This is a genomic window from Pseudomonas sp. 21615526, from assembly GCF_013386245.1.
Lineage (GTDB): Bacteria > Pseudomonadota > Gammaproteobacteria > Pseudomonadales > Pseudomonadaceae > Aquipseudomonas.
In genome coordinates, this window is the sequence record NZ_JACAOM010000028.1 from 72,178 (window position 1) to 93,320 (window position 21,143).

The 21,143-nt window shown below is 54.8% G+C and carries 31 protein-coding genes; all 31 read right to left on the reverse strand.

Features of this window, described 5'->3' with window-relative positions; genetic code table 11:
- Positions 1-3: 3 nt before the first annotated feature.
- Positions 4-624 (reverse strand): 30S ribosomal protein S4, encoded by a 621-nt coding sequence (gene rpsD, locus HX786_RS09500; protein WP_003210056.1) that lies wholly within the window; start codon positions 622-624, stop codon positions 4-6.
- 18 nt (positions 625-642) lie between these two features.
- A complete protein-coding gene (gene rpsK, locus HX786_RS09505) occupies positions 643-1,032 on the reverse strand; it encodes a 30S ribosomal protein S11 (protein ID WP_002555466.1) in 390 nt (129 codons plus the stop codon).
- A 30-nt stretch (positions 1,033-1,062) separates the two neighbouring features.
- Positions 1,063-1,419: a 30S ribosomal protein S13 gene (rpsM, locus tag HX786_RS09510; RefSeq protein WP_003210063.1), complete on the reverse strand. Its 357-nt coding sequence runs from the start codon at positions 1,417-1,419 to the stop codon at positions 1,063-1,065.
- A 129-nt stretch (positions 1,420-1,548) separates the two neighbouring features.
- Complete coding sequence (gene rpmJ / locus HX786_RS09515) at positions 1,549-1,665, reverse strand: 50S ribosomal protein L36 (protein WP_002555468.1); 117 nt, start codon at positions 1,663-1,665, stop codon at positions 1,549-1,551.
- 27 nt (positions 1,666-1,692) lie between these two features.
- Entirely contained in the window at positions 1,693-3,021 is a 1,329-nt protein-coding gene (gene secY / locus HX786_RS09520; protein WP_003210064.1) for a preprotein translocase subunit SecY, read from the reverse strand.
- A complete protein-coding gene (rplO, locus tag HX786_RS09525) occupies positions 3,022-3,459 on the reverse strand; it encodes a 50S ribosomal protein L15 (protein ID WP_178911999.1) in 438 nt (145 codons plus the stop codon).
- A 4-nt stretch (positions 3,460-3,463) separates the two neighbouring features.
- Positions 3,464-3,640, reverse strand: coding sequence for a 50S ribosomal protein L30 (rpmD, locus tag HX786_RS09530; protein WP_003186033.1), 177 nt, complete (start codon positions 3,638-3,640; stop codon positions 3,464-3,466).
- A 2-nt stretch (positions 3,641-3,642) separates the two neighbouring features.
- Positions 3,643-4,143: a 30S ribosomal protein S5 gene (rpsE, locus tag HX786_RS09535; RefSeq protein WP_003186035.1), complete on the reverse strand. Its 501-nt coding sequence runs from the start codon at positions 4,141-4,143 to the stop codon at positions 3,643-3,645.
- Between the two features lie 3 nt (positions 4,144-4,146).
- Positions 4,147-4,497 (reverse strand): 50S ribosomal protein L18, encoded by a 351-nt coding sequence (gene rplR / locus HX786_RS09540; RefSeq protein WP_003186037.1) that lies wholly within the window; start codon positions 4,495-4,497, stop codon positions 4,147-4,149.
- A 10-nt stretch (positions 4,498-4,507) separates the two neighbouring features.
- The gene (rplF, locus tag HX786_RS09545; RefSeq protein WP_003176412.1) at positions 4,508-5,041 is read right to left on the reverse strand and encodes a 50S ribosomal protein L6; all 534 of its coding nucleotides are present in this window, start codon (positions 5,039-5,041) and stop codon (positions 4,508-4,510) included.
- 12 nt (positions 5,042-5,053) lie between these two features.
- Positions 5,054-5,446, reverse strand: a complete 393-nt coding sequence (rpsH, locus tag HX786_RS09550) for a 30S ribosomal protein S8 (protein WP_003186040.1) — start codon at positions 5,444-5,446, stop codon at positions 5,054-5,056.
- 208 nt (positions 5,447-5,654) lie between these two features.
- Positions 5,655-5,960, reverse strand: coding sequence for a 30S ribosomal protein S14 (gene rpsN, locus HX786_RS09555; RefSeq protein WP_003176414.1), 306 nt, complete (start codon positions 5,958-5,960; stop codon positions 5,655-5,657).
- Between the two features lie 13 nt (positions 5,961-5,973).
- On the reverse strand, positions 5,974-6,513 hold the full coding sequence (rplE, locus tag HX786_RS09560) for a 50S ribosomal protein L5 (protein WP_003210069.1): 540 nt from the start codon (positions 6,511-6,513) through the stop codon (positions 5,974-5,976).
- A gap of 20 nt (positions 6,514-6,533) precedes the next feature.
- Complete coding sequence (gene rplX / locus HX786_RS09565) at positions 6,534-6,848, reverse strand: 50S ribosomal protein L24 (protein WP_003210072.1); 315 nt, start codon at positions 6,846-6,848, stop codon at positions 6,534-6,536.
- Between the two features lie 11 nt (positions 6,849-6,859).
- Complete coding sequence (rplN, locus tag HX786_RS09570; protein ID WP_002555479.1) at positions 6,860-7,228, reverse strand: 50S ribosomal protein L14; 369 nt, start codon at positions 7,226-7,228, stop codon at positions 6,860-6,862.
- A gap of 23 nt (positions 7,229-7,251) precedes the next feature.
- Positions 7,252-7,518, reverse strand: coding sequence for a 30S ribosomal protein S17 (rpsQ, locus tag HX786_RS09575; RefSeq protein WP_003176419.1), 267 nt, complete (start codon positions 7,516-7,518; stop codon positions 7,252-7,254).
- Between the two features lie 2 nt (positions 7,519-7,520).
- A complete protein-coding gene (rpmC, locus tag HX786_RS09580; RefSeq protein ID WP_002555481.1) occupies positions 7,521-7,712 on the reverse strand; it encodes a 50S ribosomal protein L29 in 192 nt (63 codons plus the stop codon).
- On the reverse strand, positions 7,712-8,125 hold the full coding sequence (gene rplP, locus HX786_RS09585; RefSeq protein ID WP_003210075.1) for a 50S ribosomal protein L16: 414 nt from the start codon (positions 8,123-8,125) through the stop codon (positions 7,712-7,714). The genes rpmC and rplP overlap by 1 nt, the downstream gene beginning before the upstream one ends.
- Before the next feature lie 12 nt (positions 8,126-8,137).
- Positions 8,138-8,824 (reverse strand): 30S ribosomal protein S3, encoded by a 687-nt coding sequence (rpsC, locus tag HX786_RS09590; RefSeq protein WP_003176422.1) that lies wholly within the window; start codon positions 8,822-8,824, stop codon positions 8,138-8,140.
- Between the two features lie 13 nt (positions 8,825-8,837).
- Positions 8,838-9,170: a 50S ribosomal protein L22 gene (gene rplV, locus HX786_RS09595; RefSeq protein ID WP_003210077.1), complete on the reverse strand. Its 333-nt coding sequence runs from the start codon at positions 9,168-9,170 to the stop codon at positions 8,838-8,840.
- Between the two features lie 13 nt (positions 9,171-9,183).
- On the reverse strand, positions 9,184-9,459 hold the full coding sequence (rpsS, locus tag HX786_RS09600; protein ID WP_002555486.1) for a 30S ribosomal protein S19: 276 nt from the start codon (positions 9,457-9,459) through the stop codon (positions 9,184-9,186).
- A 16-nt stretch (positions 9,460-9,475) separates the two neighbouring features.
- Positions 9,476-10,300: a 50S ribosomal protein L2 gene (rplB, locus tag HX786_RS09605; RefSeq protein WP_003210080.1), complete on the reverse strand. Its 825-nt coding sequence runs from the start codon at positions 10,298-10,300 to the stop codon at positions 9,476-9,478.
- A gap of 14 nt (positions 10,301-10,314) precedes the next feature.
- A complete protein-coding gene (gene rplW, locus HX786_RS09610; RefSeq protein ID WP_002555488.1) occupies positions 10,315-10,614 on the reverse strand; it encodes a 50S ribosomal protein L23 in 300 nt (99 codons plus the stop codon).
- Positions 10,611-11,213 carry a 50S ribosomal protein L4 gene (gene rplD / locus HX786_RS09615; protein WP_003210082.1) on the reverse strand — a complete coding sequence of 201 codons (603 nt, stop codon included), beginning with the start codon at positions 11,211-11,213 and terminating at the stop codon, positions 10,611-10,613. The genes rplW and rplD overlap by 4 nt, the downstream gene beginning before the upstream one ends.
- 12 nt (positions 11,214-11,225) lie before the next feature.
- A complete protein-coding gene (gene rplC / locus HX786_RS09620; RefSeq protein ID WP_003194649.1) occupies positions 11,226-11,861 on the reverse strand; it encodes a 50S ribosomal protein L3 in 636 nt (211 codons plus the stop codon).
- Between the two features lie 81 nt (positions 11,862-11,942).
- Positions 11,943-12,254, reverse strand: coding sequence for a 30S ribosomal protein S10 (gene rpsJ / locus HX786_RS09625; protein ID WP_003210084.1), 312 nt, complete (start codon positions 12,252-12,254; stop codon positions 11,943-11,945).
- A 141-nt stretch (positions 12,255-12,395) separates the two neighbouring features.
- Entirely contained in the window at positions 12,396-13,589 is a 1,194-nt protein-coding gene (gene tuf, locus HX786_RS09630) for an elongation factor Tu (RefSeq protein ID WP_003210085.1), read from the reverse strand.
- Positions 13,590-13,619: 30 nt separating this feature from the next.
- Positions 13,620-15,725, reverse strand: a complete 2,106-nt coding sequence (gene fusA, locus HX786_RS09635) for an elongation factor G (protein WP_003210087.1) — start codon at positions 15,723-15,725, stop codon at positions 13,620-13,622.
- A 30-nt stretch (positions 15,726-15,755) separates the two neighbouring features.
- Positions 15,756-16,226: a 30S ribosomal protein S7 gene (gene rpsG, locus HX786_RS09640; RefSeq protein WP_002555493.1), complete on the reverse strand. Its 471-nt coding sequence runs from the start codon at positions 16,224-16,226 to the stop codon at positions 15,756-15,758.
- A gap of 118 nt (positions 16,227-16,344) precedes the next feature.
- Positions 16,345-16,716 carry a 30S ribosomal protein S12 gene (gene rpsL, locus HX786_RS09645; RefSeq protein ID WP_002555494.1) on the reverse strand — a complete coding sequence of 124 codons (372 nt, stop codon included), beginning with the start codon at positions 16,714-16,716 and terminating at the stop codon, positions 16,345-16,347.
- 216 nt (positions 16,717-16,932) lie between these two features.
- Positions 16,933-21,132 carry a DNA-directed RNA polymerase subunit beta' gene (gene rpoC, locus HX786_RS09650; RefSeq protein WP_003210090.1) on the reverse strand — a complete coding sequence of 1,400 codons (4,200 nt, stop codon included), beginning with the start codon at positions 21,130-21,132 and terminating at the stop codon, positions 16,933-16,935.
- Between the last annotated feature and the right edge of the window lie 11 nt (positions 21,133-21,143).

Here is a 21,143-nt window from a genome sequence, read left to right on the forward strand (position 1 = left end):
CCCTTACTTGGAGTAGAGCTCGACAATCAGGCTTTCGTTGATGTCGGCGGACAGATCACTGCGAGCAGGAACGTTCTTGAAAACGCCCGACTTCTTCTCAGTGTCTACTTCTACCCATTCTACGCGGCCACGTTGGGCACACAGATCGAGAGCTTGGACAATGCGAAGTTGATTTTTTGCTTTCTCGCGAATCGCGACCACGTCACCAGCACGAACCTGGTACGACGGGACGTTAACGGTTTGGCCGTTTACGCTGACGGATTTGTGCGATACCAGCTGACGGGATTCGGCACGAGTCGAACCAAAGCCCATACGGTATACAACGTTGTCCAGACGGCATTCGAGCAGTTGCAGCAGGTTTTCACCGGTTGCACCTTTCTTGCCAGCAGCTTCTTTGTAGTAGCCGCTGAACTGACGCTCGAGAACGCCGTAGATACGACGGACCTTCTGCTTTTCACGCAGTTGGGTGCCGTAGTCGGACTGGCGACCGCGGCGTTGGCCGTGGATACCAGGTGCTGCTTCAATGTTGCACTTCGATTCGATCGCGCGCACGCCGCTCTTCAGAAAGAGATCGGTGCCTTCACGACGAGCGAGTTTGCATTTTGGACCAATGTAACGAGCCATTCTTTACAATCTCCTGGATTACACGCGGCGCTTCTTCGGCGGACGGCACCCGTTGTGCGGGATTGGCGTCACGTCGGTGATGCTGGCGATCTTATAGCCACAGCCGTTCAATGCACGGACAGCAGACTCACGACCTGGACCTGGACCTTTGACGTTGACGTCGAGGTTTTTCAGGCCATATTCCAGCGCAGCTTGACCAGCACGTTCAGCAGCTACTTGAGCAGCAAACGGGGTGGACTTGCGGGAACCGCGGAAACCCGAACCACCGGAGGTAGCCCAAGAAAGCGCGTTACCTTGACGGTCGGTGATGGTCACGATTGTGTTGTTAAAAGATGCATGGATGTGGGCGATGCCATCAACCACTGTCTTTTTAACTTTTTTACGAGGACGAGCAGCAGGTTTTGCCATGATTAATTTCCTGTCGATTCGCGTGGGCGATTACTTGCGGATCGGCTTACGCGGACCTTTACGGGTACGCGCGTTAGTCTTGGTACGCTGACCGCGTACTGGAAGACCACGACGATGACGCAGACCACGGTAGCAACCGAGGTCCATCAAACGCTTGATTTTCATGTTGATTTCGCGACGCAGGTCACCTTCAGTGGTGAACTTCGCCACTTCGCCACGCAACAGCTCAATCTGCTCGTCGCTCAGATCCTTGATCTTTGCGGCTGGGTTTACCCCAGTATCTGCGCAAATTTTCTGCGCAGTAGTGCGACCAACACCATAGATGTAGGTCAGCGAGATAACAGTGTGCTTGTTATCTGGAATGTTAACGCCTGCAATACGGGCCATTCAGTGGGACTCCAATTGACAGCTACCTACGCCCCGGAAGCCAAGAAATAGGGCGCGAGATAATATCGCTGTAATAACAAATAATCAACCCGGCAGCGCACTAGCTGCCGGGCTTCAAGCGGATCACACTCAGCCTTGGCGCTGTTTGTGACGCGGTTCCGCGCTGCAAATTACTCGAACAACACCTTCGCGGCGAATAATCTTGCAGTTACGGCACAGCTTTTTCACCGATGCACGAACTTTCATCACCAACTCCTCGAACCTTATGGGTACTCAGCGCAACATGCCGCTGCCGTAACCCTTCAGGTTGGCTTTCTTCATCAGGGATTCGTACTGGTGCGAAACGAGGTGCGATTGTACTTGGGACATGAAGTCCATCACAACCACGACGACGATCAGCAACGAGGTCCCGCCAAGGTAGAACGGAACGTTTGCTGCAACCACCAGGAACTGGGGCAACAGGCAGACGGCCGTCATATATAGAGCACCGAACATGGTCAAGCGAGTCAGAACGCCATCAATGTAGCGCGCAGACTGCTCACCTGGACGAATACCCGGAATAAAGGCACCGGACTTCTTCAGGTTTTCCGCTACGTCTTTCGGATTGAACATCAACGCCGTATAGAAGAAGCAGAAGAAAATAATCCCTGCACTAAACAGCAGAATATTCAACGGCTGACCAGGAGCGATCGACTGCGAGATGTCCTGCAACCAGCCCATACCTTCAGACTGACCGAACCAGGCACCCAACGAAGCCGGAAACAGCAAAATGCTGCTCGCGAAAATGGCAGGAATAACCCCGGCCATGTTCACTTTCAGCGGCAGGTGGCTGGTCTGCGCGGCAAAGACCTTGCGGCCCTGCTGACGCTTGGCGTAGTGAACAGCAATACGACGCTGGCCACGCTCAATGAACACCACAAAACCGATAATCGCTACTGCCAACAAACCGATGGCAACCAGGGCGAAGATATTGATATCACCCTGACGTGCAGACTCGAAAGACTGCCCAATCGCTCTCGGAAGACCGGCAACGATACCTGCGAAAATCAACATCGAGATACCGTTACCAACACCACGCTCAGTAATCTGCTCACCCAGCCACATCATGAACATCGCACCAGCCACAAATGTGGATACCGCGACGAAATGGAAGCCAAAGTCACCAGTGAACGCAACACCCTGCCCGGCCAGGCCAACGGACATGCCGATAGCCTGGACCAGGGCGAGGATGACAGTGCCGTAGCGGGTGTACTGGCTTATCTTGCGACGGCCAGCTTCACCTTCCTTCTTCAACTGCTCCAACTGCGGACTGACGGCGGTCATCAGTTGCATGATGATCGATGCCGAGATGTACGGCATGATCCCCAGTGCAAAGATGCTCATCCGTTCCAGCGCGCCGCCGGAAAACATGTTGAACAAGCTAAGAATGGTCCCCTCATTCTGTCGAAACAGGTCTGCGAGTCGGTCCGGGTTGATACCTGGAACCGGGATGTGTGCGCCTATTCGGTAGACGATAATCGCCAGGAACAGAAAACGCAGACGAGCCCAAAGTTCAGACATACCGCCTTTGCCGAGCGCTGAGAGAGCACCTTGCTTAGCCATTTATTCCTCGAACTTGCCGCCAGCTGCTTCGATAGCCGAACGCGCACCTTTGGTGGCGCCGATTCCCTTGCCGATAGTGACAGCGCGAGTCACTTCACCGGACAGCATGATTTTCACACGCTGTACGTTGACGTTGATCACGTTGGCATCTTTCAGGGTCTGCACGGTAACGATGTCGCCGTCCACTTTGGCCAGCTCGGACAGACGCACTTCTGCGCGGTCCATGGCTTTCAGGGAAACGAAACCGAACTTCGGCAGGCGACGATGCAGCGGCTGTTGACCGCCTTCAAAGCCTGGAGCGATGGTGCCACCGGAGCGGGAGGACTGACCTTTGTGGCCACGGCCACCGGTCTTGCCCAAACCACTACCGATACCACGGCCCGGACGATGCTTTTCGCGACGGGAACCCGGCGCTGGACTCAGATCATTGAGTTTCATCGAATTAACCCTCGACACGCAGCATGTAGTAAGCCTTGTTGATCATCCCGCGATTCTCAGGAGTATCAAGTACTTCTACAGTGTGACCGATGCGACGCAGACCCAAACCCTTAACGCACAATTTGTGGTTAGGGATGCGGCCGGTCATGCTTTTGATCAGCGTTACTTTAACGGTAGCCATGATCAGAAGATCTCCTTGACGCTTTTGCCACGCTTGGCGGCAATGGATTCAGGAGACTGCATTGCTTTCAAACCCTTGAAAGTGGCGTGAACCACGTTTACCGGGTTAGTCGAGCCGTAGCACTTGGCCAGAACGTTCTGAACGCCAGCAACTTCGAGGACAGCACGCATAGCGCCGCCAGCGATGATACCGGTACCTTCAGAGGCAGGCTGCATGTACACCTTCGAAGCGCCGTGAGCGGACTTCATTGCGTACTGCAGAGTGGTGCCGTTCAGATCAACTTGGATCATGTTGCGACGAGCAGCTTCCATTGCCTTCTGGATCGCAGCAGGCACTTCACGTGACTTGCCACGGCCGAAGCCAACGCGCCCTTTACCATCACCTACCACGGTCAACGCGGTGAAAGTGAAGATACGGCCGCCTTTAACGGTTTTGGCTACGCGGTTAACTTGAACCAGCTTCTCAATGTAGCCTTCGTCGCGCTTTTGGTCGTTATTTGACATAACTTAGAACTCCAGCCCAGCTTCACGAGCAGCATCAGCCAGCGCTTTCACGCGGCCGTGGTACTTGAAGCCAGAGCGGTCGAAAGCCACTTGCGAGACGCCGGCGGCCTTAGCACGCGTAGCGACCAGCTGGCCAACCTTAGTGGCCGCGTCGATGTTGCCAGTGGCACCATCACGCAGTTCTTTATCCAAAGTCGAGGCGCTTGCCAGGACTTTGTTGCCGTCGGCCGAGATGACCTGGGCGTAGATGTGCTGCGACGAGCGGAACACGCAGAGACGCACGACTTCGAGTTCGTGCATTTTCAGGCGTGCTTTGCGAGCGCGACGCAGTCGAGTAACTTTTTTGTCGGTCATTTGCTATGCCCTACTTCTTCTTGGCTTCTTTACGACGGACGACTTCGTCCGCGTAGCGCACACCTTTGCCTTTGTACGGCTCTGGTGGACGGAAGTCGCGGATCTCAGCGGCCACCTGACCTACCAGCTGCTTATCAATACCCTTGATCAGGATATCGGTTTGGCTAGGGGTCTCAGCGGTGATGCCTTCCGGCAGTTCGTAATCCACTGGGTGCGAGAAGCCAAGGGCCAGGTTCAGAACCGTGCCTTTTGCTTGCGCTTTGTAACCAACACCGACCAGCTGGAGCTTGCGCTCGAAGCCTTGGCTTACGCCTTGGACCATGTTGTTTACCAACGCACGAGTGGTACCGGCCATTGCGCGAGTTTGTTGATCGCCATTGCGAGCAGCGAAACGCAGCTCACCAGCTTCTTCAACGATCTCAACGGACGAATGGATGTTCAGTTCCAGAGTGCCCTTGGCACCCTTCACCGAAAGCTGTTGGCCTGCGAATTTTACTTCGACACCGGCTGGCAGCTTAACGGGGTTCTTAGCGACGCGTGACATGCTTATCCCCCCTTAGAACACAGTGCAAAGAACTTCGCCGCCGACACCGGCAGCGCGCGCAGCACGATCCGTCATCACACCTTTGTTGGTGGAGACGATAGACACACCGAGACCGCCACGAACTTTTGGCAGATCATCAACGGACTTGTACTGACGCAGGCCTGGACGGCTAACGCGCTTCACTTCTTCGATGACCGGACGGCCTTCGAAGTACTTCAGCTCGATGGACAGCAGTGGTTTGATTTCGCTGCTGATCTGATAACCCGCAATGTAGCCTTCGTCTTTCAGGACTTTGGCAACAGCAACCTTCAACGTGGAAGATGGCATGCTTACGACGGACTTTTCAGCCATCTGGGCATTACGGATACGAGTTAGCATGTCCGCTAACGGGTCCTGCATACTCATGGCTAGACGCTCCTAATACAAAAAAATTAGCCTTGCGGCCATTACGTGTCGCCGAGAATCTCCGAGCACAAAACACACGGGCTCAGGCGAGCCGCGTATTTTAGACACACTCCGGAAATGAAACAAGCCCCAAAAGGGGCTTGTTCCAGATTCTAGGCCACCGGTGGTCAGTATCTTGCGATCCTGGCCACCGAGACTTCGAACGTACTTACCAGCTGGCTTTAACCAGACCTGGTACGTCACCACGCATTGCCGCTTCACGCAGTTTGTTACGGCCGAGGCCGAACTTGCGGTAAACGCCGTGTGGACGACCGGTCAGGCGGCAGCGGTTACGCATGCGCGAAGCGCTTGCGTCACGTGGCTGCTTCTGCAGAGCAACTGTAGCTTCCCAACGTGCTTCTGGACTTGCGTTCAGATCAACGATGATTGCTTTCAGTGCTGCACGCTTCTTGGCGTACTTGGCAACCGTGAGCTGACGCTTCAGCTCGCGGTTTTTCATGCTCATCTTGGCCATGGTCCTACTCCAATCAGTTGCGGAACGGGAATTTGAACGCACGCAGCAGAGCGCGGCCTTCATCATCGTTCTTGGCAGTGGTGGTCAGGGTGATGTCCAGACCGCGGAGAGCATCGATCTTGTCGTAGTCGATTTCCGGGAAGATGATCTGCTCTTTAACGCCCATGCTGTAGTTACCACGACCATCGAAGGACTTGGCATTCAGGCCGCGGAAGTCGCGGACCCGAGGCAGGGAGATCGACAGCAGACGATCCAGGAATTCGTACATACGCTCACGGCGCAGAGTCACTTTGACGCCGATCGGCCATCCTTCACGGACTTTAAAGCCAGCGATGGATTTACGAGCGTAGGTCACAACGACTTTTTGGCCGGTGATCTTTTCCAGGTCAGCAACAGCGTGCTCGATGACTTTTTTGTCGCCGATCGCTTCGCCCAGACCCATGTTCAGGGTGATTTTGGTAACGCGCGGAACTTCCATCACGTTCGAAAGCTTAAGTTCTTCCTTAAGTTTCGGTGCGATTTCCTTCCGGTAAATCTCTTTTAGTCGTGCCATGGTCTTCTACCTAGCAGTGTTCAAGCATCAACCGCTTTTTGGGTCGACTTGAAGACACGAATTTTCTTACCTTCTTCTACTTTGAAACCAACGCGGTCAGCCTTGTTGGTTTCGCCGTTGAAGATGGCGACGTTAGAAGCGTGCAGTGGCGCTTCTTTCTCGACGATACCGCCTTGTACGCCCGACATCGGGTTAGGCTTGGTATGACGCTTGACCAGGTTCAGACCACTAACGACCAGACGGTCATCAGCAAGAACCTTCAGCACCTTACCGCGCTTACCTTTGTCTTTGCCGGCGATCACGATGATCTCGTCGTCACGACGAATCTTTTGCATGTCGGATCTCCTTACAGCACTTCTGGGGCGAGCGAGACGATCTTCATGAACTTCTCAGTACGAAGTTCACGGGTCACTGGCCCAAAGATACGGGTGCCGATCGGCTCTTGCTTGTTGTTCAGAAGAACAGCAGCGTTGCCATCAAAGCGGATAATGGAGCCATCTGCACGGCGTACGCCGTGACGAGTGCGGACTACAACAGCAGTCATCACTTGGCCTTTTTTCACTTTACCGCGAGGAATTGCTTCCTTCACGGTAACTTTGATGATGTCACCGATACCAGCGTAACGACGATGGGAGCCACCCAGCACCTTGATGCACATAACGCGGCGTGCGCCGCTGTTATCGGCCACATCGAGCATGGATTGAGTCTGAATCATATAATTTCTCCGACCCCTAGTCCTTAGACTTCCACAGCGCGTTCGAGAACATCAACCAGGGCCCAAGACTTGGTCTTGGCCAACGGACGAGTTTCACGAATAGTGACTTTGTCGCCGATGTGGCACTGGTTGGTTTCGTCGTGCGCGTGCAGCTTAGTCGAACGCTTAACGTATTTACCGTAGATCGGGTGCTTAACGCGACGCTCGATCAAAACGGTGATGGTTTTGTCCATCTTGTCGCTGACAACACGGCCAGTCAGCGTACGGACAGTCTTTTCGGCTTCAGCCATGATCACTTACCTGCCTGCTGGTTGAGCACAGTCTTCACGCGAGCAATGTCACGCTTAACTTGCGAGAGCAGATGAGACTGCCCCAACTGGCCAGTTGCTTTCTGCATACGCAGATTGAACTGGTCGCGCAGCAGGCCGAGCAGTTGCTCGTTCAGCTGCTGTGCGGATTTTTCACGAAGTTCATTCGCTTTCATCACATCACCGTCCGTTTAACAAAGGAGGTGGCGAGCGGCAGCTTTGCAGCAGCCAGGGCGAAAGCCTCACGCGCCAGCTCTTCAGTAACACCCTCGATTTCATACAGGACTTTGCCTGGCTGAATCTGGGCAACCCAATATTCCACGTTACCCTTACCTTTACCCATCCGAACTTCGAGGGGCTTTTTGGAGATAGGCTTGTCCGGGAATACACGGATCCAGATCTTGCCGCCACGTTTAACGTGACGGGTCAGTGCACGACGCGCTGACTCGATCTGACGAGCGGTGAGACGACCACGAGCTACAGACTTCAGCGCATATTCGCCGAAGCTGACTTTGCTACCGCGCTGAGCCAGACCACGGTTGTGGCCTGTCATCTGCTTGCGGAACTTCGTACGCTTTGGTTGCAACATTTGGCGTACCCCTTACTTAGCAGCTTTTTTACGAGGCGCTGGTGCTTGTGGTTTCAGTTCTTCTTGGCGACCACCAATTACTTCGCCTTTGAAGATCCAAACCTTTACACCGATCACACCGTAGGTGGTGTGAGCTTCGTAGTTGGCATAGTCGATGTCGGCACGCAGGGTGTGCAGTGGCACACGACCTTCGCGATACCATTCAGTACGTGCGATTTCAGCACCGCCGAGACGACCGCTCACTTGGATTTTGATGCCTTTGGCACCAATGCGCATGGCGTTCTGTACTGCGCGCTTCATAGCGCGACGGAACATAACGCGACGCTCCAGCTGCTGAGCTACGCTCTGCGCAACCAGCATACCGTCGAGCTCCGGCTTGCGGATCTCTTCGATATTGATGTGCACAGGCACACCCATTTGCTTGGTCAGGTCCTGACGCAGTTTCTCAACATCTTCACCTTTCTTCCCGATAACGATACCTGGACGAGCGGTGTGGATGGTGATACGTGCAGTTTGAGCAGGACGATGGATATCGATACGGCTCACGGACGCGCTTTTTAGTTTGTCTTGGAGATACTCACGCACCTTCAGATCAGCGAACAAGTAGTCCGCATAAGTCCGACCGTCTGCGTACCAGACGGAGGTGTGCTCCTTGACGATTCCCAGGCGAATGCCAATGGGATGTACTTTCTGACCCATCTCTTCGACTCCGTTACTTGTCAGCAACCTTGACAGTGATATGGCAAGACCGCTTGACGATGCGATCAGCTCGGCCTTTGGCACGAGGCATGATGCGCTTCAGCGAACGCCCTTCGTTGACGAAAACGGTGCTGACCTTCAGGTCATCAACGTCTGCGCCTTCGTTGTGCTCGGCGTTGGCTACGGCCGACTCCAGCACTTTCTTGATGATCTCGGCGGCTTTCTTACTGCTGAAAGCCAACAGGTTGAGCGCTTCGCCCACCTTCTTCCCGCGGATCTGGTCGGCGACCAAGCGGGCTTTCTGGGCGGAGATTCGAGCGCCCGACAACTTAGCGGCTACTTCCATCGTTCCTTACCCCTTAACGCTTGGCTTTCTTGTCTGCCACGTGCCCACGATATGTGCGGGTACCGGCAAACTCGCCTAGTTTGTGGCCGACCATGTCTTCGTTCACGAGAACTGGAACATGTTGACGACCGTTATGCACTGCAATGGTCAGACCGACCATTTGTGGCAGGATCATCGAACGACGCGACCAGGTTTTCACCGGTTTGCGATCGTTCTTTTCCGCCGCCACTTCGATCTTCTTCAGTAGGTGAAGATCAATAAAAGGACCTTTTTTCAGAGAACGTGGCACTGTCGTATCCCTCTATTTACTTGCGACGACGGACGATCATTTTGTCGGTACGCTTATTACCACGAGTCTTCGCGCCCTTAGTCGGGAAGCCCCATGGCGATACCGGATGACGACCACCAGAGGTACGACCTTCACCACCACCGTGTGGGTGGTCAACCGGGTTCATGGCAACACCACGAACGGTTGGGCGAACGCCACGCCAGCGTTTGGCACCAGCTTTACCCAGCGAACGCAGGCTGTGCTCGGAGTTCGAGACTTCGCCCAGGGTCGCACGGCATTCAGCCAATACTTTACGCATTTCACCAGAGCGCAGACGCAGGGTCACGTAGACACCTTCACGAGCGATCAGCTGAGCCGAAGCACCAGCGGAACGAGCGATTTGCGCGCCTTTACCCGGCTTCAATTCGATGCCGTGTACGGTGCTACCAACTGGAATGTTGCGCAGTTGCAGAGCGTTGCCCGGCTTGATCGGTGCCAAAGCACCTGCGATCAGCTGGTCACCAGCACTCACGCCTTTAGGGGCGATGATGTAGCGACGCTCGCCATCTGCGTACAGCAGCAGAGCGATGTGAGCAGTACGGTTTGGATCGTATTCGATACGCTCGACAGTGGCAGCGATGCCATCTTTGTCGTTGCGACGGAAGTCGACCAGACGATAATGCTGCTTATGGCCACCACCGATGTGACGAGTGGTAATACGACCATTGTTGTTACGACCACCAGTCTTCGATTTCTTCTCGAGCAGCGGTGCGTGAGGAGCGCCTTTATGCAGCTCCTGGTTGACCACCTTGACCACAAAACGGCGGCCAGGGGAAGTCGGTTTGCATTTAACGATTGCCATGATGCACCCCTTCCTTACTCAGCACTGCTGCTGAAATCGAGATCTTGGCCTGGCTGAAGGGAGATAACTGCCTTCTTCCAGTCATTACGCTTGCCCAGACCGCGAGCAGTGCGCTTGCTCTTACCCAGAACATTCAGGGTAGTAACACGCTCTACTTTCACGCTGAACAGGCTTTCGACGGCCTTCTTGATTTCCAGCTTGGTTGCGTCAGTTGCAACCTTGAAAACGAACTGGCCTTTCTTGTCAGCCAGAACCGTAGCCTTTTCGGAAACGTGCGGGCCAAGCAGAACTTTAAATACGCGTTCCTGGTTCATCCCAGCAGCTCCTCGAATTTCTTCACGGCCGACACAGTGATCAACACCTTGTCGTATGCGATCAGACTAACTGGATCGGAACCTTGCACGTCACGTACATCAACGTGTGGCAGGTTGCGAGCAGCCAGGTACAGGTTCTGATCAACAGCTTCAGACACGATCAGGACGTCAGTCAGGCCCATGCCGTTCAGCTTGTTCAGCAGATCTTTGGTTTTCGGCGCTTCAACAGCGAAGTCCTGAACCACGACCAGACGATCAGTACGCACGAGTTCAGCAAGGATGGAGCGCAGTGCTGCGCGATACATCTTCTTGTTGAGCTTCTGGGTGTGATCCTGTGGACGTGCTGCGAAAGTGGTACCGCCGCCACGCCAGATTGGGCTACGGATAGTACCGGCACGAGCGCGGCCAGTACCTTTCTGACGCCAAGGGCGCTTACCGCCACCACGAACGTCGGAACGGGTCTTTTGCTGCTTGCTACCTTGACGGCCGCCGGCCATGTAGGCCACGACTGCTTGGTGAACCAGCGTCTCGTTGAATTCGCCGCCAAATGTCAGTTCGGAAACTTCGATCGCTTGAGCGTCATTTACGTTTAATTGCATGTCAGCTTCCCCTTAACCGCGAGCCTTGGCCGCTGGACGTACAACCAGGTTGCCGCCAGTAGCGCCAGGAACAGCACCCTTGACCAACAACAGATTGCGTTCAGCGTCGACGCGCACTACTTCGAGGGACTGCACGGTCACGCGCTCAGCGCCCATATGACCGGACATTTTTTTGCCCTTGAATACACGACCAGGAGTCTGGCACTGGCCAATAGAGCCCGGGACGCGGTGGGAAACGGAGTTACCGTGAGTGTTGTCTTGGCCACGGAAATTCCAACGCTTGATCGTACCCTGGAAGCCTTTACCCTTGGACTGACCGGTTACATCAACCAGTTGACCAGCGGCGAAGATTTCAGCGTTGATCAGATCGCCAGCCTGGTAGTCGCCGTCTTCAAGACGGAACTCCATGACAGTACGACCAGCTGCAACGTTTGCTTTAGCGAAGTGACCTGCTTGAGCAGCAGTCACACGCGAAGCACGACGCTCGCCGACAGTGACTTGCACTGCACGATAGCCATCGGTTTCTTCAGTTTTAAACTGGGTGACGCGATTCGGTTCGATCTCAATGACCGTGACCGGAATGGAGACACCTTCTTCGGTGAAAATACGGGTCATACCGCATTTACGACCGACTACACCAATAGTCATGTTGTAAACCTCATGAGTGTACGGGGCTTTCACCCGCTATGGCCGCCCATTTCAGAGCGTTACACGACTAAGACCCAAGTCTTAGCCGAGGCTGATCTGTACTTCCACACCGGCCGCCAGATCAAGCTTCATAAGTGCATCAACGGTTTTATCCGTTGGCAGGACGATGTCCAGCACGCGCTTATGAGTACGGATCTCGTACTGGTCACGCGCGTCTTTGTTGACGTGCGGGGAGACCAGAACGGTGAACCGCTCTTTACGGGTAGGCAGTGGAATTGGACCACGCACTTGAGCACCAGTACGTTTCGCGGTTTCCACGATTTCCTGGGTGGATTGGTCGATCAGTTTGTGGTCAAAAGCCTTCAACCTGATACGAATTTGCTGATTTGCCATTGGATTTCAGACTCCGGCTGCTATTCCCAGCGAGCGCAACACGCCCGTTAAAAGGAGGCGCAATTCTATAGACGCCCCATATGGGTGTCAACTCAATAAAAAAGCCCCCGCTGAGCGGGGGCTTTTTCAAGTCATCACTTATTAAGCGATGATTTTGGCTACGACGCCAGCGCCGACGGTACGACCGCCTTCACGGATAGCGAAACGCAGACCATCTTCCATTGCGATGGTTTTGATCAGGGTGACAACCATTTTGATGTTGTCGCCTGGCATTACCATTTCAACGCCTTCCGGCAGTTCGCAGTTACCGGTCACGTCAGTGGTCCGGAAGTAGAACTGTGGACGGTAGCCTTTGAAGAACGGAGTGTGACGACCGCCTTCTTCTTTGCTCAACACGTACACTTCAGCTTCGAAGGTAGTGTGCGGCTTAACCGAACCTGGCTTGACCAGAACCTGGCCACGCTCAACGTCGTCACGCTTGGTACCACGCAGCAGAACGCCGCAGTTCTCGCCTGCACGACCTTCGTCGAGCAGTTTACGGAACATTTCAACACCGGTGCAGGTGGTGACAGTAGTGTCACGCAGACCAACGATTTCCAGTGGATCTTGAACCTTAACGATACCGCGCTCGATACGACCAGTCACAACAGTACCACGACCGGAGATCGAGAATACGTCTTCGATTGGCATCAGGAACGGCTTGTCGATAACACGAACTGGATCTGGGATGTAGCTGTCCAGAGTCTCAACCAGTTTACGAACGGCAGTGGTGCCCATTTCGTTGTCGTCAAGACCGTCCAGAGCCATACGAGCAGAACCGATGATGATCGGAGTGTCGTCGCCTGGGAAGTCGTAAGTGCTCAGCAGATCGCGCACTTCCATCTCAACCAGTTCCAGCAGCTCAGCGTCGTCTACCAGGTCAGCCTTGTTCAGGAAAACCACGATGTACGGAACGCCTACCTGACGGGACAGCAGGATGTGCTCACGGGTTTGTGGCATCGGACCATCAGCGGCCGAGCAAACCAGGATCGCGCCGTCCATCTGGGCAGCACCGGTGATCATGTTCTTCACATAGTCAGCGTGACCTGGGCAGTCAACGTGAGCGTAGTGACGGATCAGCGAGTTGTATTCAACGTGCGCGGTGTTGATGGTGATACCACGAGCTTTTTCTTCTGGTGCGCTGTCGATCTTGTCGAAGTCAACACGAGCCGAACCGAAAACTTCGGAGCAGACGCGAGTCAGAGCAGCGGTCAGAGTGGTTTTACCGTGGTCAACGTGGCCGATAGTGCCAACGTTTACGTGCGGTAGGGAACGATCAAATTTTTCTTTAGCCACGACAATTAACTCCTTGCCTAAAGGACTGAATCAGCCTTGTTTTTTGGATACAGTTTCAGCGATGTGCGCCGGAGCTGTGTTGTATTTTTTGAATTCCATAGAGTAGCTTGCGCGACCCTGAGACATGGAACGAACGTCGGTCGCATAACCGAACATCTCGCCCAACGGAACCTCGGCACGAATCACTTTGCCGGAAACCGTATCTTCCATACCCAAGATCATGCCGCGACGACGGTTAAGGTCGCCCATCACGTCACCCATGTAGTCTTCAGGCGTAACGACTTCTACTGCCATGATTGGCTCAAGCAACTCACCACCGCCCTTCTGGGCCAGTTGCTTGGTAGCCATGGAAGCAGCCACCTTAAACGCCATCTCGTTGGAGTCGACGTCGTGGTAAGAACCGTCAAAAACGGTCGCCTTCAGGCCGATGAGCGGATAGCCGGCAACAACACCGTTCTTCATCTGCTCTTCGATACCCTTCTGGATAGCCGGGATGTATTCCTTAGGAACAACACCGCCCACTACTTCGTTCACGAATTGCAGACCTTCCTGACCTTCATCAGCAGGAGCAAAACGGATCCAGCAATGGCCGAACTGGCCACGACCGCCGGACTGACGAACGAATTTGCCTTCGATTTCGCAGTTCTTCGTGATGCGCTCACGATAGGAAACCTGAGGCTTACCGATGTTGGCTTCGACGTTGAACTCACGGCGCATCCGGTCAACCAGGATGTCCAGGTGAAGCTCGCCCATGCCGGAGATGATCGTTTGACCAGTCTCTTCATCAGTCTTGACGCGGAAAGATGGATCTTCCTGAGCAAGCTTGCCCAGAGCGATACCCATTTTTTCCTGGTCATCCTTGGTCTTAGGCTCAACGGCAACCGAAATAACCGGCTCCGGGAAGTCCATGCGAACCAGGATGATTGGCTTGGCAGCGTCGCACAAGGTCTCACCAGTGGTGACGTCCTTCATGCCGATCAGGGCCGCGATGTCACCAGCGCGTACTTCCTTGATCTCTTCACGGGCGTTTGCGTGCATTTGCACCATACGACCCACACGCTCTTTCTTGCCTTTAACCGAGTTGATCACGCCGTCGCCGGAGGCCAACACGCCCGAGTAAACGCGGACGAAGGTCAAAGTACCCACGAATGGGTCAGTAGCGATCTTGAACGCCAGAGCCGAGAACGGCTCGCTGTCATCGGCGTGACGCTCCATCTCTTCTTCCTCGTTATCAGGGTTGGTACCCTTGATAGCAGGAATGTCGGTTGGAGCAGGCAGGTAGTCGATAACGGCGTCGAGAACCAGGGGAACACCCTTGTTCTTGAAGGAAGAACCGCAAACAGCCAGAACGATCTCACCAGCAATAGTACGCTGACGCAGAGCGGCCTTGATTTCCACGTTGGTGAGTTCTTCACCTTCGAGGTACTTGTTCATCAGCTCTTCGCTGGCTTCGGCAGCAGCCTCAACCATGTTGTTACGCCACTCGTCAGCCAGCTCCTGCAGTTCTGCAGGGATAGGCTTACGAACAGGAACCATGCCTTTGTCAGCGTCATTCCAGTAAACAGCTTCCATGTTGATCAGATCGATCTGACCCTGGAAGTTGTCTTCGGAACCGATAGCCAACTGGATTGGCACCGGAGTGTGACCCAGACGCTGTTTGATCTGACCGATCACGCGCAGGAAGTTGGCACCAGCACGGTCCATCTTGTTTACGTAAACAAGACGTGGAACGCCGTACTTGTTGGCCTGACGCCATACGGTTTCCGACTGAGGCTCAACACCCGAAGTACCGCAGAACACAACGACAGCGCCGTCGAGTACGCGCAGGGAACGCTCAACTTCAATGGTGAAGTCTACGTGGCCCGGGGTATCGATTACGTTGAAGCGGTGCTCGTCCTTGTACTGCTTCTCGGAACCTTTCCAGAAGGCGGTAATAGCAGCAGAAGTAATGGTAATACCACGCTCCTGCTCCTGAACCATCCAGTCTGTGGTCGCGGCGCCGTCATGCACCTCGCCCATTTTGTGACTTTTGCCGGTGTAAAACAGTACGCGCTCGGTGGTGGTGGTTTTACCAGCATCCACGTGAGCAACGATACCGATGTTACGGTAGCGGCTAATCGGAGTAGTACGAGCCATAAAGCCCTCGCAAAATTAGTGAAGCTAGAATTAGAAGCGGTAGTGCGAGAAAGCTTTGTTGGCTTCAGCCATACGGTGCACGTCTTCACGCTTCTTAACAGCAGCACCTTTACCTTCAGCAGCGTCCAACAGTTCGCCAGCCAAACGCAGGGCCATAGACTTCTCGCCGCGCTTACGGGCGAAGTCTACCAACCAGCGCATTGCCAAAGCGTTACGACGGGACGGGCGAACTTCAACCGGAACCTGGTAAGTAGCACCGCCTACACGGCGCGACTTCACTTCGACCAGCGGAGCGATGGCGTCGAGAGCTTTCTCGAAGATTTCCAGGGGGTCGCTGTTCTTGCGCTCTTTAACCTTTTCCAGCGCGCCATAAACGATACGCTCGGCAACGGCTTTCTTGCCGCTTTCCATTACGTGGTTCATGAACTTGGCCAGGATTTGGCTTCCGTATTTTGGATCGTCAAGCACTTCGCGCTTGGCTGCTACGCGTCTTCTTGGCATGGATAAGCCCTCAAACGGTCTTCAGGTTCGCTCGGAATCGGTGCCCTTTCGGGACGCCTCCGACCTTACTCTTATCGACTCAGAAAATAAGATGATTCAGTTTTACAAAAAGCCGCTACTACTTAGGCTTCTTGGTACCGTACTTCGAACGACCCTGGTTACGACCTTTAACGCCGGAAGTATCCAAGGAGCCGCGTACGGTGTGGTAACGAACACCTGGCAAGTCTTTTACACGACCGCCGCGGATCAGTACCACGCTGTGCTCTTGCAGGTTGTGACCTTCACCGCCGATGTACGAGGAAACCTCGAAACCGTTGGTCAGGCGCACACGGCATACTTTACGCAGTGCCGAGTTAGGTTTTTTCGGCGTAGTGGTATACACGCGAGTGCATACGCCACGACGTTGCGGGCAGTTCTGCAGCGCAGGCACGTCGGATTTCTCGACGATACGCTTACGCGGCTGACGTACCAGCTGGTTGATAGTTGCCATCTACTAGCTCCACTGTTGTCTTGCGACGCTATTGTCTTGCAAGAAAAGCAAAATGGCAGGAACGAATTCCCGCCAAATTTAGGGGTACAAGAGTCTAAAGAGGATCTTGTCCCCAGTCAAGGCAAGGCCCCGACCTCCCCTTCCATCGAACCGGGACAAATCTGTCTCGATCCGACGAACGGGGCTGCCAGGGCCCGGTCTTATTTACCGCAGAACTCAGTTACCGCTTGAGTTCAGCGCTTCGGTCAGTGCAGCTTCCACTTCACTGGCGCTTACGCGCAACGGCTTGTCGAGTTCACGGCGACGCTTACGCTCGCTGTGGTAGGCCAAACCGGTACCGGCCGGGATCAGACGACCCACAACCACGTTTTCTTTCAGGCCGCGCAGGTAATCGCGCTTGCCGGTTACCGCTGCTTCGGTCAGTACGCGAGTGGTCTCCTGGAAGGAGGCCGCCGAGATGAACGACTCAGTGGACAACGACGCCTTGGTGATACCCAGCAACACACGAGTGAACTTGGAAACGAATTTCTCGTCGTTCGCCAGGCGCTCGTTCTCTACCAGTACGTGAGTCAGTTCCATCTGGTCGCCCTTGATGAAACTCGAATCGCCGGATTCAGCGATTTCAACTTTACGCAGCATCTGACGCAGGATGGTCTCGATGTGCTTATCGTTGATCTTCACGCCTTGCAGACGGTAAACGTCCTGGATCTCGTTAACGATGTACTTGGCCAGCGCACTCACACCCAGCAGACGCAGGATGTCGTGTGGATCGCTCGGGCCGTCGGAGATAACTTCGCCGCGGTTTACCTGTTCGCCTTCGAAGACGTTCAGGTGACGCCACTTCGGAATCAGCTCTTCGTACGGATCGCTACCGTCGTTCGGGGTGATAACCAGGCGGCGCTTGCCCTTGGTCTCTTTACCGAACGCGATGGTGCCGCTGACTTCAGCCAGAATCGACGCTTCTTTCGGACGACGAGCTTCGAACAAATCGGCAACACGCGGCAGACCACCGGTGATGTCACGGGTCTTCGAAGTTTCTTGCGGGATACGAGCGATAACATCACCGATCGCGATCTTCGCACCATCCGCAACACCGACCAGGGCGTTGGCTGGCAGGAAGTACTGAGCGATAACGTCAGTGCCTGGCAGCAACAGATCCTTGCCGTTGTCATCAACCATCTTCACGGCAGGACGGATATCTTTGCCTGCAGCTGGACGGTCTTTGGCGTCGAGTACTTCAATGTTGGTCATACCGGTCAATTCGTCAGTCTGACGCTTGATCGTGATGCCTTCTTCCATGCCCACGTAGGTCACGGTACCTTTCATTTCGGTAACGATTGGGTGAGTGTGTGGATCCCACTTGGCCACGATTGCGCCAGCGTCGACCTTGTCACCTTCTTTAACCGAAATCACAGCACCGTACGGCAGCTTGTAACGCTCACGCTCACGACCGTAGTCATCAGCGATTGCCAGCTCACCGGAACGGGACACAGCAACCAGGTGGCCATCCACTCGCTCAACGTGCTTCAGGTTGTGCAGACGGACGGTACCGCCATTCTTCACCTGAACGCTGTCGGCTGCGGAGGTCCGGCTTGCCGCACCACCGATGTGGAACGTACGCATGGTCAGCTGGGTACCCGGCTCACCGATGGACTGGGCAGCGATAACGCCGACCGCTTCACCGATGTTCACCTGGTGACCACGAGCCAAGTCACGGCCGTAGCACTTGGCGCAAATGCCATAGCGGGTTTCGCAGCTGATCGGCGAGCGAACAATCACTTCGTCGATGCTGTTGAGTTCGATGAACTCGACCCACTTCTCGTCTACCAGGGTGCCGGCAGGAACGATGACTTCCTCGGTACCTGGCTTGAATACGTCACGGGCGATTACTCGACCCAATACGCGCTCACCCAACGGCTCTACAACGTCGCCGCCTTCGATGTGCGGAGTCATCAGCAGACCGTGTTCGGTGCCGCAGTCAACTTCAGTCACAACCAAGTCTTGCGCAACGTCTACCAGACGACGAGTCAGGTAACCGGAGTTAGCGGTTTTCAACGCGGTATCCGCCAGACCTTTACGAGCACCGTGAGTCGAGATGAAGTACTGAAGTACGCTCAAACCTTCACGGAAGTTCGCAGTAATCGGCGTTTCGATGATGGAACCGTCCGGCTTGGCCATCAGGCCACGCATACCGGCGAGCTGACGGATCTGCGCAGCAGAACCCCGTGCGCCCGAGTCGGCCATCATGTACATCGAGTTGAACGACTCTTGATCGACTTCCACGCCATGACGGTCGATAACACGCTCTTTCGAGAGGTTCGACATCATCGCCTTCGACACTTCGTCGTTGGCCTTGGACCAAAGGTCGATCACTTTGTTGTACTTCTCGCCCTGGGTTACCAGGCCGGAGGCGTACTGGCTTTCGATCTCTTTCACTTCATCGGTGGCAGCACCGATGATGGCGGCTTTCTCGTCCGGGATAACGAAGTCGTTAACACCGATGGAAACGCCGGAAATGGTCGAATAAGCAAAACCGGTGTACATCAACTGGTCAGCGAAGATAACGGTCTCTTTCAAACCAACCACGCGGTAGCACTGGTTGATCAGCTTGGAGATCGCCTTTTTCTTCATTGGCTGGTTGACCACGTCGTACGACAGGCCAGGCGGAACAACCTGGAACAGCAGCGCACGGCCGACAGTGGTGTCGACAATACGGGTGTTCTTGACGCTGCCACCGTCACGATCGTTGATAGTTTCGTGGATGCGGACTTTAACCTTGGCGTGCAGTGCGGCTTCGCCGGCACGGAACACACGGTCAACTTCCTGCAGATCCGCGAACACACGACCTTCGCCCTTGGCGTTGATCGCTTCACGAGTCATGTAGTACAGACCCAATACAACGTCCTGCGACGGAACGATGATTGGCTCACCGTTGGCTGGCGACAGAATGTTGTTGGTCGACATCATCAACGCACGCGCTTCCAGCTGGGCTTCCAGCGTCAGCGGTACGTGCACGGCCATTTGGTCGCCGTCGAAGTCGGCGTTGTACGCAGCACAGACCAGCGGGTGCAGCTGGATAGCCTTACCTTCGATCAGTACTGGTTCAAACGCCTGGATACCCAGACGGTGAAGGGTCGGTGCACGGTTGAGGAGAACCGGGTGTTCACGGATCACTTCAGCGAGAACGTCCCAAACCTCTGGCAGCTCGCGCTCGACCATTTTCTTGGCAGCTTTGATGGTGGTCGCGAGACCACGCATTTCCAGCTTGCCGAAAATGAACGGCTTGAACAGCTCGAGAGCCATCTTCTTCGGCAGACCGCACTGGTGCAGACGCAGGGTCGGGCCTACGGTAATTACCGAACGACCGGAGTAGTCAACACGCTTACCGAGCAAGTTCTGACGGAAACGACCCTGCTTACCCTTGATCATGTCAGCCAGGGATTTCAGAGGACGCTTGTTCGAACCGGTGATAGCGCGGCCACGACGACCGTTGTCGAGCAGGGCATCGACAGCTTCCTGCAACATACGCTTTTCGTTGCGCACGATGATGTCCGGAGCGGACAGGTCGAGCAGACGCTTCAAGCGGTTGTTACGGTTGATCACGCGACGGTACAGGTCGTTGAGGTCGGAAGTCGCGAAGCGACCACCATCCAACGGTACCAGCGGACGCAGGTCTGGCGGCAGAACCGGCAGAACGGTCAGCACCATCCACTCTGGCAAGTTGCCGGAACCCTGGAAGGCTTCCATCAACTTCAGACGCTTGGACAGTTTCTTGATCTTGGTTTCGGAGTTGGTTTGCGGAATTTCTTCACGCAGACGGCCAATCTCGTGTTCCAGGTCGATAGCGTGCAGCAGTTCGCGGACAGCTTCGGCACCCATGCGGGCATCGAAATCGTCGCCGAACTCTTCCAGCGCTTCGAAATACTGCTCGTCGTTCAGCAGCTGACCCTTTTCAAGGGTGGTCATGCCTGGATCGATAACGACATAGCTCTCGAAGTAGAGAACGCGTTCGATATCACGCAGGGTCATGTCCATCAGCAAGCCGATACGGGACGGCAATGATTTCAGGAACCAGATGTGGGCAACCGGCGAAGCCAGCTCGATGTGCGCCATGCGCTCACGACGAACCTTGGCCAGTGCAACTTCAACGCCGCACTTCTCGCAGATCACACCACGGTGCTTCAAGCGCTTGTACTTACCGCACAGGCACTCGTAATCCTTTACCGGGCCAAAGATCTTGGCGCAGAACAGGCCGTCACGCTCTGGTTTGAACGTACGGTAGTTGATGGTTTCCGGCTTTTTAACTTCACCGAACGACCACGAACGGATCATCTCAGGCGATGCCAACCCAATACGGATGGCGTCGAACTCTTCGACTTGACCCTGGTTTTTCAGCAAATTCAGTAGGTCTTTCAAGGCCTTTCCTC